Consider the following 16,553-nt stretch of genomic DNA (forward strand, 5'->3'; position numbering starts at 1 on the left):
GATGCCAAACCAGCATGGTGCCCCGTGCGTGGCATTATTTTGGTAAGTTTACTCAAATAACTTGTGTTTTCAGGCGAAGAGCAGTATTTTTTTGGTAAGTTAACAATATGGGGTCGCAGATGAGCCAACGCAATCGCACCGGCCAGACCGCCGGCACCGAGATCGACCTGGCGCTGTTCGGGGCACTCGGCGACCTGGCCCAGCGCAAGCTGTTTCCGGCGCTCTTCCACCTGGAGCGCGAGGGTCTCCTCGATCCCGCGACCCGCCTGCTCGGCCTGGCGCGCCAGGAGCTCGATGCCGACGCCTTCCGGGCACGCATCGAGAAGGCGCTCCGGACCTACGTCAAGGCCGAGGAGCTCGAGCGGTCCGTGCTCAAGCGTTTCCTGGCCCGCCTGGACTTCCTGACGCTCGACTTCACCCAGCCCGAGGGCTACGCCGCCATCCGCGAGTGGCGCCAGGACGCCGGCCGCCCCATGGTGGTCTACCTCTCGGTGGCGGCCAGGATCTACGGCGACATCTGCCGCCACCTCGAGGCGGGCGGCTGCCTGGATGACGAGTGCCGGGTGGTGGTGGAGAAGCCGATCGGCTACGACCTGGCGTCGTCGGCGGAGATCAACGACGCCATCGGCGCCGTCTTCCCCGAGTCCCGCATCTATCGCATCGACCACTACCTGGGCAAGGAGACGGTGCAGAACCTGATCGCGCTGCGCTTCGCCAACCCGCTGTTCGGCACCCAGTGGAACCAGAACCACATCTCCCACGTGGAGATCACCGTGGCCGAGCAGGTCGGCATCGAGGGGCGCTGGGGCTACTTCGACGACGCCGGCCAGCTGCGCGACATGGTGCAGAACCATCTGCTGCAGCTGGTCTGCCTGATCGCCATGGACCCGCCCGCCAACCTCGACGCCGACGCCATCCGCGACGAGAAGGTCAAGGTGCTCAAGGCGCTCAAGCCCTTCACCGACGACATGCTGGGGCGCGACGTGGTGCGCGGCCAGTACACCGCCGGCACCATCGACGGCAGGTCGGTGCCGGGCTACCTCGAGGAGGAGGGCGCCAACACCGAGAGCCACACCGAGTCCTTCGTGGCCATGAAGACCGGCGTGGCCAACTGGCGCTGGGCCGGGGTGCCCTTCTACCTGCGCACCGGCAAGCGCATGCCGGAGAAGCTCTCGCAGATCGTCATCCACTTCCGCCAGCAGCCCCACTACATCTTCGACCCGGACCAGCGCGACCTGGCCGCCAACAAGCTGGTGATCCGCCTGCAGCCGGAGGAGGGCATCGCCCTGGAGGTGCTGACCAAGGACAGCGGCCTGGACAAGGGCATGCGCCTTCGCCGCGGCCCGCTGCACCTGGACTTCAACAGCGCCTTCCCCAAGACCCGCATCCCCGACGCCTACGAGCGCCTGCTGCTGGAGGTGATGAAGGGACAGCAGTACCTCTTCGTGCGCCGCGACGAGGTGGAGCACGCCTGGCAATGGTGCGACAACCTGATCGCCGCCTGGCAGGATCGCGACGAGCCGCCGCGCCGCTATCCCGCCGGCTCCTGGGGCCCGGTCGCCTCCATCGCCATGATCACCCAGGACGGCCGCAGCTGGTACGAGGACTACTGAGATGAGCGACGATTCCCGCAAGCGCCTGGCCGCCCAGTTGGCCGAGGCGGTGGCCGAGGCGCTGCGCGCCGACCTGGCGCGTCACGACAGGGCCCTGCTGGTGCTCTCCGGGGGCTCCACCCCGGTGCCCTTCTTCGCGGCCCTGGCGGCCTGCGAGCTGGACTGGGCGCGGGTCCAGGTGACCCTCGCCGACGAGCGCTGGGTGGCCGAGGACGCTGCCGACAGCAACGCCCGGCTGGTGCGCGAGCACCTGCTCAAGGGCCCTGCCGCCGCCGCCACCTTCGTGCCGCTGACCACCGCCGACCCCACCCCCGAGCAGGGCGCGGCCGCCGTGGCCGAGCGCCTCGCGGCCCTGGCCTGGCCGGCCAGCGCGGTGATCCTGGGCATGGGCGGCGACGGCCACACCGCCTCGCTGTTCCCGGACAGCCGCGAGCTCGCCCTGGCCCTGACCACCGAGGCCGCGGCGGTGGCGGTGCGCACGCCGAGCCAGCCCCAGCCGCGCATCACCCTTTCCGCCGAGCGCCTGCACCAGGCGCGGCGGCACTTCCTGCACATCACCGGCGGCGACAAGCGCGCTGTGCTGGCCCGGGCGCTGGCCGGGGACGACGTCCGCGAGCTGCCGATCCGCGCCTTCCTCGCCTGCCCGCTGGCCACCTACTGGGCCCCTTGAACACCTGGAGACGACGACATGAGCATCGACAAGCAGCTGCCCTCGACCCGCACCACCGAGCTGGACAGCATCTGCCTCAAGGCGGAGGTGATCCCGGTGCTGGCCATCCAGCGCGTCGAGGACGCGGTGCCCCTGGCCACCGCCCTCGTCGAGGGCGGCCTCAGCGTGCTGGAGGTGACCCTGCGCACCGACTGCGCCCTGGAGGCGATCCGCCGCATCAAGGCGGCGCTGCCCCAGGCCAGCATCGGGGTGGGCACCGTGCTGACCCCGGCCCAGTACCGCCAGGCCGAGCAGGCCGGCGCCGACTTCGTGGTCACCCCCGGCACCACCGAGGCGCTGTTCCGTTACGGCGTGGGCAGCCCGGTGCCCATGCTGCCCGGGGTGGCCACCGTCTCCGAGCTGATGACCGGCTGGCAGTATGGCTATCGCCGCTTCAAGTTCTTCCCCGCTGAGGCGAGCGGCGGCGTCAAGGCGCTCAAGGCCTTCGCCGGCCCGCTGCCGGAGGCGCGCTTCTGCCCCACCGGCGGCATCAACCTGGACAACGCCGAGGACTACCTGGCGCTCAAGAACGTGATGTGCGTGGGCGGCTCCTGGCTGACGCCGGCGTCGCTGGTCGAGGCGGAGGACTGGAACGGCATCCGCCAGCTGGCCCGCGAGGTGGCCGAGCGCTACCACCACTGAGCGTCGTGTTTCCCGTGTGCTCTCTCGACAGCCAGTCGCTGTCGCCTTTCACCCGGCCCTCGCGGCCGGGTTTTTTTGGGGCAGTGTCGGCGGACGCCTATGCCAGCCGCAGCGGTGGCTCGGCGAGGCCGGTCACGCCCGTCTCGGCGACGAACAGTGCGCCGGCCAGGGGCTCGGTGGCCAGCGCCTCGGCGGAGAGCCCCTCCCGGGCGGTGGTGATATAGAGGCGTTCGAGGTCGGCCCCGGCGAAGGCGGGGCAGGAGGGCTGTGAAACCGGCAGCCTGACCTCGGCGACCACGCGGCCGTCGTGGTCCAGGCGCACCACCCGGCCGGCGCCCCACAGGGCGAGCCAGAGGTGGCCCTCGGCATCCACCACGGCGCCGTCGGGGTTGCCGGGGGTGGCCGAGAAGTCGGCCCAGGGCACCGGGTCACCCACCGGCCAGCCGTTGCGGTCCAGCGCCCAGCGCATCACCACCCCGGTCGGAGTGTCGGTGAACCAGGCGAACTCGCCGCCCGGCGAGAAGCACAGCGCGTTGGGGATGGTGAGCCCGGTGCGCAGCGTCACCAGCTCACCGCGATGCAGGCGGTAGAGGCGGCCGGCGCCGGGCTCGGCCCCCTTGCCCATGCTGGAGAGCCACAGGCTGCCGTGGCGGTCGACCCGGGCGTCGTTGCTGCGCGTGCGCGGGTTGTCGGCCTCGAAGTCGCAGAGGGGGACCTCGAGCCCGCCCGCCGGATCGAGACGGCTCAGGCGATCCTCGCCCACCAGTAGCAGGCCGCCATCCTCGCAGGGAGCGGCCAGTGAGACCATGCGCTCGAGCTCGTGGTGCCCGGTGGCGCCGGAGGCGACCTCTAGCCAGTGCAGCCGGCGGCCGAGGATGTCGCACCAGGTGAGGCGCCCGCTGGCGACGTGCCACTGGGGGCCTTCGCCCAGCGCGCAGCGGCTCTCCACGGCGAGTTCGGCTGGGACGCTGGGCAGGCTCATGCCTCGCCTCCCGCGGCGCGCCAGGCCGCCACCAGTGCCCGGGCCTGCTCGGCCACCTGCGCCGGCGCCTGGCCGGGCCGGTAGAGGGCGCCACCGAGGCCCGCGCCATCCACCCCGGCGGCGCGCCAGTCGGCGAAGTTCGCCTCGCCGATGCCGCCCACCGCGTAGAGCCGGGTACCGGCCGGTAGCACGGCGCGCACCGCCTGCATCCCGGCGAGCCCCACCTGCACGGCGGGGAAGAGCTTGAGGCCGCTGGCGCCGGCGTCCAGGGCATCGAAGGCCTCGGAGGGGGTGACCACCCCCGGCCAGCTCTCCATGCCCAGGCGCCTGGTCGCCTCGATCACCGCCGGGCGGCAGTTGGGCGAGACGACCAGGCGCCCGCCGGCGGCGTGGACCTCGCGCACCTGGTCGGGGGTAAGCACGGTGCCGGCGCCGACCCGGGCGCGTTCGCCCAGGGCGTCGGTCAGGCGGCGGATGCTCTCCAGTGGCTCGGGGGAGTTGAGCGGCACCTCCAGGGTGGTGATGCCGGCGGCGAGTACCGCCTCGCCCACCGCCACCGCCTCCTCGGGGGTGACGCCGCGCAGGATGCCGATCAGGGGCAGGGTCATGGCAAGGTCTCCAGCATGGGAATCAGTCACCCTCGGCGGGGCCGAGGGCATCGTGGGCCAGGCGCAGGCCGGCGAGCACGGCGGCCTCGCCGTCCAGGCAGCGGCTCTCGCGGCCCAGGGCGTCCAGCGCCAGGGCGTAGCGCGCGCAGAGCGACGCGCCGCCGATCAGGGTGACCGGGCCTGCCGCGGCGCCGTCCTCGGTGTCGAGGATGCCGGCGAGCTCCAGGCCGATGGTCAGCCCCGAGAGGCGCGTGGCGAGTCGGCTGGCGCGCGCCGGCCCGCGGGGCAGGCGGGGGTCGAGGAGGTCGGCGGCGCGCAGCCCGAAGAGCTTCGCCGAGTAGGCGGCGGGGGCCGAGCGGATCTCGCGCACCGCCGCCACGAAGGCGTCACGGCAGCCCGGGTCGTCGAGGTCATCGTCGCCCTGCGCCAGGGAGTGCTTGAGCACCGACTGGCGGGCGAGCAGCGCGAAGAGCTCGCCGGTGAGGCAGGTGGTGAAGCGGGTGACCGCGCCGGCCTCGAGCCTTGCCCACTTGGCGTGGGTGCCGGGCAGGCAGGCCAGGCCCGCGACGCCGGGTTCGCGGGCCACCAGCCCCGCCAGCTGGGTCTCCTCGCCGCGCATCACGTCGAAGGCGCGCCCGCCCTCGTCGGCGGTCTGGCACAGGCCCGGCAGCAGCGCCACCGCGAGCCTGGGGTCGGCCACCGCCGGCGCCACCGCGCCCCGGGCGAGAGCCCCCAGGCGGGTCGGCACCGGCAAGTAGGCGGCCTCGCGCCAACCCTGGCGGGCGCCGGCCATGCCGCAGATGCGCACCGGCACGCGCCCCGTGGCGGGCAGCCAGTCGCCGATCACCCGCAGCAGCTCGGCCTCGTAGTCGTCGGGGGCCAGGGCGAGCATGCCGTGCCCGGAGCCGGCGCGGGCCAGCACCTCGCCCCGGGCGTCCAGCGCCCAGGCGCGCAGGTTGCTGGAGCCCCAGTCCACCGCGACCCAGGCCAGCCGGCTCTCGACGGCGGCGCTCATGCGCGCCCCCCGTCGACCACCAGCTCCTGGCCGGTCATCATCCGCGAAGCCCGGGAGGCCAGGAACAGGCAGGGGCCGACCAGGTCCGCCACCGGGATCGCCTCCTTGAGGCACTGCTGGGCCAGGCACTCGGCGAGGTCGGCGTCTTTGACCCACAGCGCCTTCTGGCGCTCGGTCATCACCCAGCCGGGGATCAGGCTGTTGACGCGGATGGCGTCACCGCCGAGCTCCCGAGCCAGCGCCCTGGTCAGCCCCAGGATGGCCGACTTGGCGGCCACGTAGGTGGGGTAGCCGGAGAGGCCCAGCAAGGCGCTGTTGGAGGAGAGGTTGATGATGGCGCCACCCCCCAGTTCGCGCATGTCCGGGGCGACCGCCTGGGCGGTGAAGAAGTGGGGGCGCAGGTTGGTAGCCAGGCTGTCGTCCCACTCCTCGACGCTCCAGTCGTCCAGGCGGTGGCGGGTGTCCCGGGCGGCGTTGTTGACCAGCACGCCGATGGGCCCATGGGCTTGGCGCGCCCGGTCGATGGCGGCGGTCAGCGCCGTCACATCGCGCACGTCGCAGGCGATGCCCAGCGGGCGGCTGCCATGGGCCGTCGCCATGGCCTCGCAGAAGGCCTCGGCAGGCTCCAGGTCGACGAAGGCCACCCTCGCCCCCTGGGCCAGGAAGCCCTCCACCAGGGCCGCGCCGATGCCGGAGCCGCCACCGGTGATGAAGACGCTCTGGCCCTTGAGGTCGTGAAATTCGATATCCATCTTGTCCTCCTCCTTCGAAGCGCTGATACAAATAGGCGAGCGAGATGAAGCGCAAGGCGCACGCAGCGCAGAAACCGGAGCCTATGCGGTACTAGGTGAGGCTTTCGAGCAGCGCGCAACGCAGCGATTCGCTCGCGCAGCCATTTGGGCAGCGTTTCCTCACCACTCGGCGATGGAGCCGTCCTGATGCGTCCACACCGGGTTGCGCCAGCGGTGGCCCACCTTGGCGCGCTCCTCGACGAAGGCCTCGTCGATCTCCACGCCCAGCCCCGGCCCCTGGGGGATGGCGCAGAAGCCGTCCTCGATGGCCAGCGCCGACTTGTCCACCAGGTAGTCCAGCACGTCGTTGCCGCGGTTGTAGTGGATGCCTATGCTCTGCTCCTGGATGAAGGCGTTGTGGCAGACCGCATCCAGCTGCAGCGAGGTGGCCAGGGTTAGCGGGCCGAGCGGGCAGTGCGGGGCCAGCGCCACGTCATGGGCCGAGGCCAGGGCGGCGATCTTCATGCCCTCGCTGATGCCGCCGCAGTGGGAGAGGTCGGGCTGGACGATGTCGATCATGCCGTCGGCCAGCAGGTCGCGGAACGCGAAGCGGGTGTACAGCCGTTCGCCGGTGGCCAGCGGGTAGCCCAGTCCCCCGGCGATCTGTTTCAGGCAGGGCAGATGCTCGGGGGCCACCGGTTCCTCGACGAACATCGGGTGGAAGGGTTCCAGCTCGCGCAGCAGCGCCTTGGCCATGGGGCGGTGCACCCGGCCGTGGAAGTCGATGCCGATGCCCACGTCCGGCCCCACGGCGTCGCGGGCCTCGGCGACCCGGGCCACCGCCTCGTCCACCTTGCGGTGGCTGTCGACGATCTGCAGCTCCGGGGTGCCGTTCATCTTGAAGGCGGTGAAACCCTGCTCCACCAGCGCGCGGGCGCCTTCGCCCACGTCGCTGGGCCGGTCGCCCCCGGTCCAGGCGTACATGCGCATGCGGTCGCGTACCGCGCCGCCCAGCAGCTGGTGCACCGGCACGCCCAGGTCACGGCCCTTGAGGTCCCACAGCGCCTGGTCGATGCCGGCGATGGCACTCATCAGGATCGGGCCGCCGCGGTAGAAGCCGGCGCGATAGAGGGTGTTCCACAGGTGCTCGATGCGGTGCGGGTCCTGGCCGACCAGGTAGTCGGAAAGCTCATGGACGGCGGCCTCCACGGTGGCGGCGCGGCCCTCGATGACCGGTTCGCCCCAGCCGTAGCAGCCCTCGTCGGTCTCGATCTTGAGGAACAGCCAGCGCGGCGGCACCTGCCAGGTCCTGAGTCGTGTGATCTTCATGGGGGCTCCTGGGTCCGGGTGGGGAGCGGCCGTCGCGAGGCGACCGGCCAGGGTGTGACCTCCATGCTATGAAATGTCTGACATTTAGGCAAGTGCCCCTTGGTCGCATTCCCCCGGTACCGAAACGCGCAGGGGCAGGCCGATGGCCTGCCCCTGGGTGGACACGACGTTCGCGAGGACACCGGCACGGCTCACGGCGTGATGGTGCGCTCCTGGTGCAGCGAGTCGCGGCAGGCCGCCAGTAGTCGCGCCTGGTCGGCGAGCTCGGTGGGGGTATCTGGCGCTGGGCCTTCGCCCAGGGCCCAGGCGGAGAAGGCCTCGACCTGGGCCGGATACTGATCGCCGTAGACCGGCTCGCGGCGGGTGCGGCCCCGTTCGTCGGTGATGACGATCTCGCCCACGCCGCCCTGCTTGTCGGGGCGGAAGGCGACGGGCAGCAGCAGGCGGCCGTGGCTGCCGATCACCTCGTAGCGGTTGACCATGGTCTGCTCGAAGCTGGCGCCGAACTCGGCCAGGCGGCCGTCGGCGTAGCGCAGCATGCCGCCCACGCTGGTGTCCACGCCCAGCGCCCCGGGCACTCTTCCCACCACGGTCACCGCCGCGGGCATGCCGAGCAGGCGGCGGATGACGTCCAGCGGGTAGCAGCCGACGTCATGCAGGCTGCCACCCGCCGACGCCGTCGAGAGTCGGATGTCGTCGGCCCCCAGGTCCAGGGGGAAGGAGAAGAGCCCGCGCACCTGGCGCACCTCGCCGATCTCGCCGCTTTCGAGGATCTCCCGGGCGCGGGCATGCTGGGGATGGTGGCGGTACATGTAGCCCTCCATCAGCGCCACCCCGGCCCTGTCGCAGGCGGCCTGCATGGCGCGGGCCTGCTCGGCGTCGAGGGCCGCGGGCTTCTCGCACAGCACGTGCTTGCCGTGGCGGGCCGCCTCGCACACCCAGCGGGCGTGGAGGTGGTTGGGCAGCGGCACATAGACCGCCTCCACGTCGGGATCCTCCAGCAGGTGGCGGAAGCCGTCGTGGGCACGGGGGATGCCATATTCGGCGGCGACGTCGCCGGCCTTGCCGCTCTCGCTGGCGATGGCGGTCAGACGCGCGTTGGGCGCGGTCTGGATCGCCGGGATCATCGCCTTGCGGGCGATGCCGGCGGTGCTGAGGATGCCCCACTGGAGCTGGCGCATGTCGGCGTCTCCTTGCTGGGGTAGAGGCCTGGCATGGCAGGCCTGTCTGCTTGGTGCGCTTGTCCCGGCTCACCCGTCGGAACGTTTGGCCGCTTGTCGATTGGCTAGCAGGGAACATGCCTCACCGGTCATCGTGGGTCCAGAGGCGTAACCATCAAGATGGTGTCAGCGGCTGGGTGCTCGGCTGCTGGCCTTGCCCTTTGCCCCCTTGCCGGATCTGGGGGCCGCGGGTTCTGGTGTCGCGCTGGCGTGACCGGGGAAATGCTCCCTGACCCGCATGAGCAGGCCCTGGGTGGAGGCGTCGAAGTCCTGGCTCTGGGCGTCGAGGCGACTGCTGATCTCTCCGGCGATGCGCTTGCCGAGCTGCACGCCCCACTGGTCGAAGGAGTTGATGTTCCAGATCACCCCCTGAACGAACACCTTGTGCTCGTAGAGCGCGATCAGAGCACCGAGGTTCCTGGGCGTCAGTTCGTCGAGCAGCAGGGTGCTGGAGGGTCGGTTGCCCGGGCAACTGTAGGGATCGAGCTCTCCACCCTTGGCGCTGCCCTCCATGAAGGCGTTGGCCTGGGCCAGCATGTTGGTGAGCAGGGCGAAGTGGTGCTCCTCCATGCCGGGCTCGGGCTTCAGCGAGGCGATGAAGTCGATGGGCACGTAGCGGGTGCCCTGGTGGAGCAGCTGGAAGAAGGCGTGCTGGCCGTTGGAGCCGGTCTGGCCCCAGACGATGGGCCCGGTCTTGTAGTCCACCGGGTGGCCGAAGATGTCCACCGACTTGCCGTTGGACTCCATGTCGAGCTGCTGCAGGAAGGCCGGCAGCTGATGCAGGGCCTGGTCGTAGGGCACGATGGCCTGGGTCTCGGCGCCGACGAAGTTGATGTACCAGATGCCGATCAGCGCCATCAGTACCGGCATGTTCTCGCGGAAGGGGGCGGTGAGGAAGTGCTGGTCCATGGCATAGGCGCCCTCCAGCAGCTCCATGAACCCCTCGAAGCCGATGGAGAGGGCGATGGGCAGCCCGATGGAGGACCACATGGAGTAGCGCCCGCCCACCCAGGCCCAGAACTCGAAGACGTTCTCCTCGCGGATGCCGAAGGCCATGGCCGCCTTCTTGTTGGTGGAAGCGGCGATGAAGTGCGCCCCCACGTCGGCATCCGGGCCGGCATTCTCCAGGAACCAGCGCCGGGCGGTATGGGCGTTGAGCAGGGTCTCCTGGGTGGAGAAGGTCTTGGTGGAGACGATGAACAGGGTGGTGGCCGGGTCGAGGCGGCTGAGCACCTTCTGGATGTGGGCGCCGTCGACGTTGGAGACGAAGTGGAAGTTCAGCTCCGGGTGGCGGTGCTTGAGCAGCGCCCGGCAGGCCATGTTGGGCCCCAGGTCCGAGCCGCCGATGCCGATGTTGACCACGTCGCGGATGCGCTCGCCGCTGTAGCCCTTCCATTCGCCGTTGCGCACCGCCTCGGAGAACGCCCGGATCTGCTCGCGGGTGCGCTGGATCTCCGGCATCACGTCCTGGCCATCGACCATCAGCGGCCCCTCGCCGAGGTTGCGCAGGGCGGTGTGCAGCACCGGACGGTCCTCGGTGACGTTGATGATGTCGCCGGAGAACATCTGGGCGCGGCGCTGCACCAGCGCCGAGTGCTCGGCGAGCTCGATCAGCTTGTCGAGCACCGCGTCGGAGACCTGATGCTTGGAGTAGTCGAGGAACAGGCCGCCCACCCGCAGGCTCATCTTCTCGAAGCGCTGGGGGTCGGCGGTGAAGTAGTCGCGGATGCGGTCGTCCGCGGTCTGCGCGTGCAGCTGCTTGAGGGCCTGCCAGGTGACGCTGCGGGTAAGCTGGAACATGGGGCGCTCCGTTGTTGTGGGTCGGTGGGGTGCCGAGGGTTTGTTATGTAAAAATACTACCCAATGGGCGGGATTTTGGCCAATCTATGCGCATTGATCGACGTTATCCTGTAATAAAACAACAATGCGCTGCCCCGTGGCCTGCCACGGCCACGCTCAGGTGCTGGCGCCCACCGCCACCGGCGCGGCGCCGCGCTTGATCGCCGCATAGCCCAGGCCGGTGATCAGCGAGCCGATGACGATGGCGGCCAGGTAGAGCAGGGCCGGGGTGATGGCGTTGGGGATCAGCAGCACGAAGATGCCGCCGTGGGGGGCCATCAGCTGGGCCCCCACCAGCATGGAGAGGGCCCCGGTCACGGCGCCGCCGGCGATGCAGGCGGGAATCACCCGCAGCGGGTCCTTGGCGGCGAAGGGAATGGCGCCCTCGCTGATAAAGCACAGGCCCAGCACGAAGGAGGCCTTGCCCGCCTCGCGCTCCGGCCCGGAGAACTTCTGCTTGGCGACGAAGCTGGCGATGCCCATGCCGATGGCCGGCACCATGCCGGCGGCCATGATCGCCGCCATGGGCGCATAGGTCTGGGAGGCCAGCAGGCCGACGCCGAAGGTGTAGGCGGCCTTGTTGACCGGCCCGCCCAGGTCGAAGCACATCATGGCACCCAGCAGCACGCCCAGCAGTACGGCGTTGGCGGAACTCATGCCGGCCAGGAAGCTGGTCAGGCCGGCGAGAATTGCCGCCACCGGCTCGCCGATCACGTAGATCATGGTCAGGCCGGTGACCAGGCTGGCCACCAGGGGAATGATCAGGATCGGCTTGAGGGACTCGACGCTGGCCGGCAGCTTGACATGACGGGTCACCGCCAGGGCCACGTAGCCGGCCAGGAAGCCGGCGAGGATGCCGCCGATAAAACCCGCCTCGATATTGGCCGCCAGCATGCCGCCGATCATCCCCGGGGCGATGCCGGGACGGTCGGCGATGGAGTAGGCGATATAGCCGGCCAGCACCGGGATCATCAGGGCGAAGGCGGTGCCGCCGCCGATCTGCATCAGCGCCGCGGCGAGGGTGCCCTCCTGCTCGAAGGCCTCGATGCCGAAGACGAAGGAGAGCGCGATCAGCAGGCCCCCGGCCACCACCATGGGCAGCATGAAGGAGACCCCGGTGAGCAGGTGCTTGTAGACCCCCTTCTCCTTGGCGCTCTTCCTTGCCTCGCCGCCGGCGGCCGGTGCGTTGGCGTGTTCCGTCTCGGCCTGCTCGAAGGCGGCCTCGAGGGTCGCCCGGGGCTTCTTGAGCGCCGCCCCGGTGGAGGTGCGGTAGACCCGCTTGCCGGCGAAGCGGGTGGGGTCCACCTCGATGTCGCAGGCCAGGACCACCAGGTCCGCCGCGGCGATCTCCTCCTCGGTGAGCCGGTCCTGGGCGCCCACCGACCCCTGGGTCTCCACGCGGATCTCGTGCCCCAGGGATTTCCCGGCCTCGCTCAGGGCCTCGGCGGCCATGAAGGTGTGGGCCACCCCGGTGGGGCAGGCCGTCACCGCCACGATCCGCGCGCCGGAGCCGGGGGCCGTGCCGGTGGCCAGCGCCGGGGCGGGGTCGTCGGCCGGGGTGAAGGCCTCGGCCTCGCGCTCGGCCCGCGCCAGGAAGGCGGCGGGGTCGGGCAGCGCCTGGTCGATCGGGCCCTGGAAGAGCCGCTTGCCGGCGAAGCGCTGCGGGTCGGGCACATGGTCGGCGGCCACGATGACCAGGTCGGCCGCCTGCAGGGCGGTCGCCGACAGCGGCGTGACGGGCTCGAGTTCGCCGTGCATCTCGACATCGACCCGCCAGCCGAGACGCTGGGCGGCCTGCTCCAGGCGGCGGGCGGCGAGGAAGGTGGTGGCCAGGCCGCTGGGGCAGGCGGTGACGATGATGGCGTTCATGCGAGGGCTCCCCCCGCGTCGACGTCGTTGAGGCGACGCACGCGGGTCTGTTGCTGGAGTTGCGGGAAGTCATCGGCGCGGACATGGCCCACGCCGACATGGCGGACGGACTCGGCGGAGAGCGCGGTGGCGAAGCGCAGCACCTGTTCCGGCGTATGGCCGGAGAGGATGCCGTGCAGCATGGCAGCCAGCAGGGTGTCGCCGGCGCCGACGGTGCTGGCCACGTCCAGGCGCGGGGGCACCGCCTGCCAGGCGCCACGGCGGCTGACCCACAGCACCCCGGCCGGCCCGGCGGAGATCAGCGCTTCCTCGACGCCGGCGGCGTAGAGGCGAAGCGCCGCCCGGAGACGAGTCTCGGCGGTGTCGAGGGGCGTGCCGGCCCAGGCCGCCAGCTCCTGTTCGTTGGGCTTGACCGCGGTGGGGCGGGCGTCGATGGCCCGTGCCAGGGCCTCGCCGCTGGTGTCGACCCATACCGCGAGGCCGGCGTCGCGCAGCCGGGCCACCAGGCCTGCCAGGTCCTCGGCGGCGACGCCGGGCGGCAGGCTGCCGGCGATCACCACCCCGGCGGGGCGGCGCTCGGCGTTGGCCAGGCGGGCGTCCAGCCAGTCGAGCAGGCGCTGCCAGCTGGCGGCGTCGATGCGCGCGCCCGGCCCGTTGATGTCGGTGACCCGGCCGTCGGCCTCGGCGAGCTTGGCGTTGATGCGGGTCTCCCCCGGCACCCGCAGGAAGGCATCCTCCACGCCCAGGGCCTCGAAGGCGCGCAGGAAGGGGCCGTCGTTCTCCTCGCCGAGGAACCCCGTCACCGTGACGTCGTGGCCCAGCTCGGCGAGCACCCGGGCCACGTTGACGCCCTTGCCGGCGGCGGCGAGGTGGGTGGCACGGGTACGGTTGACGATGCCGGGCTCCAGTCGCTCTAGGGTCACCGAGAGGTCCAGGGCCGGGTTGAGGGTCAGGGTGAGCACGCGGGCCATCAGCGCACCTCCAGGGCGTCGCGGACGGCCTCGCTGGTGGCCTGGGCCAGCGCCAGGGCGGCCTGGTCGCGGGCCTCCGCGAGGTCGAACTCGCGCAGGCGCGCCTTGACCAGCGGCACCTGGCGGGCGCTCACCGACAGCTCGTCGACGCCAAGCCCCACCAGCACCGGCACGGCGGTGGCATCCGAGGCCAGCTCGCCGCACACGCCGACCCACTTGCCGCGGGCATGGGCGGCGGCCACGGTCATCTCGATCAGCCGTAGCACCGCCGGGTGCAGGCCGTCGGCCTGGGCGGAGAGTTCGGGGTGGTCGCGGTCGATGGCCAGGGTGTACTGGGTCAGGTCGTTGGTCCCCACCGAGAAGAAGTCCACCTCGTCGGCGAGGCTGGCGGCCAGCAGGGCGCTGGACGGCACCTCGACCATCACCCCCAGCTGCAGGTCGGTGGCGCGCTCGGCCTCGGGGATCTCCGCCAGCAGCCGGTCGACGATCGCCCGGGCGGCGCGGAACTCGCCGATGTCCTTGACCATGGGCAGCATGATGCGCAGCGGCCGGGCCTTTTCAGTAACCCCAGCCGCAGGCGCCTTTCCCGATTCATCCGCGGGCGCCGCGGCCATCAGCAGGGCGCGCAGCTGGGTCTCGAGGACCTCGGGCCGGGTCAGGGCCAGGCGGATACCGCGCAGGCCGAGGAAGGGGTTGTCCTCCTTCGGCATCGGCCAGTAGGGGAGCGGCTTGTCGCCCCCCACGTCGAGGGTGCGGGCCACCAGCGGCCGGCCGTCCAGGGCGTCCAGGGCCTCGCGGTATTCGCCGACCTGGGTGTCGAGGTCCGGCTCGTGGGCGTGGGCCATGAACAGGAACTCGGTGCGCAGCAGGCCGATGCCCTCGGCGCCGCGCGCCACGGCATCGGCGGCGTGGGCGGTGTTGCCCAGGTTGGCGGCCACCTCGACGCGGTGGCCGCAGCGGGTGCGTGCCTCGCCGAAGCGGGCCTCCCAGGCCTCGGCCGCGCGACGCTCGCGCTCCACCAGGCGCTGCTCGGCGGCGGCGCGGCGTTCGGCGGAGGGAGCGGGAACCACCCGGCCCCGCTCGCCGTCGAGGATCAGCTCGCTCCCGTTCTCCAGGGTGAGCACCCGCTCGCCGGCCCCCACCACCGCGGGGATGCCCAGGGCGCGGGCCAGGATAGCGCTGTGGGCGGTGGCGCCGCCGCGGGCGGTGAGCAGGCCGCGGACCCGGGTGGTGTCCAGGCGCGCCACATCGGAGGGGCCGATGTCGTCGGTGACCAGGATATAGGGGTGGTCCGGCGGCGCCGGCAGCTCGACCCGGCAGAGTACCCCCAGCACCCGGCGACCGACGTCGCGCAGGTCGGCGGCGCGCTCGGCGAGCAGCCGGTCGGCGAGCATCTCCTGGGCGTGGGCCGCGGTCTCGATGGCGTCCCACCAGGCCGCCTCGGCGGAGCGACCGTCCCGGATGCCCTCGCCGGCCGCTTCGAGGAGTTCGGGGTCGTTCAGCATCTCCTCGTGCATGGAGAGGATCTGGGCGACCTCGCCGCCGCGGGCCTGCTGCACCAGGGCCTCCAGCTGCGCGGTCCCCTCGTGGATCGCCTGTTCCAGGCGGCGGCGCTCGGCTGCGGGGTCGGCGGCCCGGTCGGGGTAGTCGAAGCGGGGCGTGCGCAGCACGAAGGCCGGGGCGATGGCCAGCCCGGGGGAGGCCGCGACGCCGGGGTGGGGCAGGTCGGCGGGCAGGGGCGTCAGGGGCGCGGCCGCTTCCCGGGGGGCGAGTCGCTCACGGCTCTCGTCGAAGGGCAGGACCTGCTCGCCCAGCCCCTCGGCGACGGCGCGGTCGAGCGCCTCGAGGGCCGCCTCGGCGCCCTCGCCCTCGGCGGAGAAGGCGAGCTGCTGGCCACGGCGAGCCCCCAGGCCGATCACCTTGGTCAGGCTGGTGGCCGGCACGGCTTCCCCGCCGCCCTCGGCGAGGCGCACGCGAATCGCAATGCCCTGGGCGCGAGCCACCTGCACCAGCTGCTTGGCCGGACGGGCGTGCAGCCCATGGGCGTTGAGGACCCGGGCCAGGCGGGTATGGGCGCTGGCCGATTCCCCGGAGAGCCGGCCCAGCACGGTGGCGGCGTCGGCCCCCTTGAGCTCCCCTGCCTGGCCGCTCTCCAGCAGGGCCAGGATCCGCTCCAGTAGGCCGCGATGGGCATCGCCCCGCGCCGCCAGGCAGAAGACCCCGGTGACCGGTTCGTCGTTCTCCGCCAGGGCTCGGTCGGAGGTCGCCAGGGACAGGGCGGGCGTCTCCACGCCACGGTCGCTGGTGGCCAGCCACAGCCCCTGGCCGAGTCGCAGCGGGGCGCCTTCGGCCACCGCCGCGACGAAGCCGCCGGCCACGCAGTCGAGCTGGCGCAGGCGGGCGGCCCCGGCCAGGGCCAGCTCGCGGACGTCGCGGGCGGGGAAGCCCAGGCAGAGGGTGTCGGCATCGAGGCGCGCCTCCACCACGGCCTTCGACAGCAGCGAGGCGATCACCCCCGCCGAGGTGGCCTGCGCGAGGCGGCCGGCGACGCTGTCGTCGTCAAGCACATGGGTGAGCTGGCGCAGGATGTCCAGGTGCTCGTCGCTCTGGGCGGCGATGGTCACCAGGGCATGCACGCGGTGGCCGTCGTGCCAGTCGATGCCGCGGGGGAATTGCAGCACCCGCACCCCGGTTGCCCTTACATGCTCGCGGCTCTCCGGGGTGCCGTGGGGGATGGCGATGGCGTTGCCCAGGTAGGTGGAGGACTGGGCCTCGCGGGCGTGCAGGCCGTCGCGGTAGCCGGCCGTGACGAGGCCTGACCGCTGCAGCGTCTCGGCGGCGCTGTCCAGCGCGGCCCGCCAGTCGTCGGCATGGCAGTCCAGCAGGATATCGTCGGGACTCAGGGTCAGCATGGGGGGCTCCTGTAAGGGTGGCGGGCCGTGTCGGATAGCGTTGTCCGGCTTTGGCTGAATCGTGTCACCTGTCTATACTCAAGGCTGGATCGATTCACCTGCGTTGGCAAGTG

The 16,553-nt window shown here is 71.8% G+C and carries 13 protein-coding genes; 3 read left to right on the forward strand and 10 right to left on the reverse strand.

Annotation, left to right across the window (positions count from 1 at the left end; genetic code table 11):
• The first annotated feature begins 119 nt into the window (after positions 1-119).
• Genes zwf through BLP95_RS01395 form a run of 3 tightly spaced genes read left to right on the forward strand, consistent with a single transcriptional unit; the run spans position 120 to position 2,964 of the window.
• The gene (gene zwf / locus BLP95_RS01385; RefSeq protein WP_089676886.1) at positions 120-1,613 is read left to right on the forward strand and encodes a glucose-6-phosphate dehydrogenase; all 1,494 of its coding nucleotides are present in this window, start codon (positions 120-122) and stop codon (positions 1,611-1,613) included.
• A 1-nt stretch (position 1,614) separates the two neighbouring features.
• On the forward strand, positions 1,615-2,283 hold the full coding sequence (pgl, locus tag BLP95_RS01390; RefSeq protein ID WP_089676399.1) for a 6-phosphogluconolactonase: 669 nt from the start codon (positions 1,615-1,617) through the stop codon (positions 2,281-2,283).
• Positions 2,284-2,301: 18 nt separating this feature from the next.
• A complete protein-coding gene (locus BLP95_RS01395; protein ID WP_089676401.1) occupies positions 2,302-2,964 on the forward strand; it encodes a bifunctional 4-hydroxy-2-oxoglutarate aldolase/2-dehydro-3-deoxy-phosphogluconate aldolase in 663 nt (220 codons plus the stop codon).
• A gap of 97 nt (positions 2,965-3,061) precedes the next feature.
• Here the strand turns inward: BLP95_RS01395 and BLP95_RS01400 are convergent, their stop codons facing one another.
• From BLP95_RS01400 to ptsP, 10 genes are all read right to left on the reverse strand, one after another.
• The gene (locus BLP95_RS01400) at positions 3,062-3,946 is read right to left on the reverse strand and encodes an SMP-30/gluconolactonase/LRE family protein (RefSeq protein ID WP_089676403.1); all 885 of its coding nucleotides are present in this window, start codon (positions 3,944-3,946) and stop codon (positions 3,062-3,064) included.
• On the reverse strand, positions 3,943-4,554 hold the full coding sequence (locus tag BLP95_RS01405) for a 2-dehydro-3-deoxy-6-phosphogalactonate aldolase (protein ID WP_089676405.1): 612 nt from the start codon (positions 4,552-4,554) through the stop codon (positions 3,943-3,945). Before BLP95_RS01405 ends, BLP95_RS01400 begins: the two co-directional genes overlap by 4 nt.
• Before the next feature lie 22 nt (positions 4,555-4,576).
• Complete coding sequence (locus BLP95_RS01410; protein ID WP_089676407.1) at positions 4,577-5,569, reverse strand: 2-dehydro-3-deoxygalactonokinase; 993 nt, start codon at positions 5,567-5,569, stop codon at positions 4,577-4,579.
• Positions 5,566-6,321 (reverse strand): SDR family NAD(P)-dependent oxidoreductase, encoded by a 756-nt coding sequence (locus BLP95_RS01415; protein ID WP_089676410.1) that lies wholly within the window; start codon positions 6,319-6,321, stop codon positions 5,566-5,568. The genes BLP95_RS01410 and BLP95_RS01415 overlap by 4 nt, the downstream gene beginning before the upstream one ends.
• A 159-nt stretch (positions 6,322-6,480) precedes the next feature.
• Positions 6,481-7,629, reverse strand: a complete 1,149-nt coding sequence (dgoD, locus tag BLP95_RS01420) for a galactonate dehydratase (RefSeq protein ID WP_089676412.1) — start codon at positions 7,627-7,629, stop codon at positions 6,481-6,483.
• A gap of 191 nt (positions 7,630-7,820) precedes the next feature.
• Positions 7,821-8,810, reverse strand: a complete 990-nt coding sequence (locus BLP95_RS01425) for a Gfo/Idh/MocA family protein (protein ID WP_089676414.1) — start codon at positions 8,808-8,810, stop codon at positions 7,821-7,823.
• 165 nt (positions 8,811-8,975) lie between these two features.
• Entirely contained in the window at positions 8,976-10,649 is a 1,674-nt protein-coding gene (gene pgi, locus BLP95_RS01430; RefSeq protein ID WP_089676417.1) for a glucose-6-phosphate isomerase, read from the reverse strand.
• 156 nt (positions 10,650-10,805) lie between these two features.
• A complete protein-coding gene (locus BLP95_RS01435; RefSeq protein ID WP_089676419.1) occupies positions 10,806-12,557 on the reverse strand; it encodes a PTS fructose-like transporter subunit IIB in 1,752 nt (583 codons plus the stop codon).
• Positions 12,554-13,528: a 1-phosphofructokinase gene (gene pfkB / locus BLP95_RS01440; protein WP_089676421.1), complete on the reverse strand. Its 975-nt coding sequence runs from the start codon at positions 13,526-13,528 to the stop codon at positions 12,554-12,556. The genes BLP95_RS01435 and pfkB overlap by 4 nt, the downstream gene beginning before the upstream one ends.
• A complete protein-coding gene (gene ptsP, locus BLP95_RS01445) occupies positions 13,528-16,440 on the reverse strand; it encodes a phosphoenolpyruvate--protein phosphotransferase (protein ID WP_089676423.1) in 2,913 nt (970 codons plus the stop codon). The genes pfkB and ptsP overlap by 1 nt, the downstream gene beginning before the upstream one ends.
• Positions 16,441-16,553: the final 113 nt, after the last annotated feature.

Source organism: Halomonas shengliensis, from assembly GCF_900104135.1.
In the GTDB taxonomy this organism is placed as follows: Bacteria; Pseudomonadota; Gammaproteobacteria; order Pseudomonadales; family Halomonadaceae; genus Halomonas; species Halomonas shengliensis.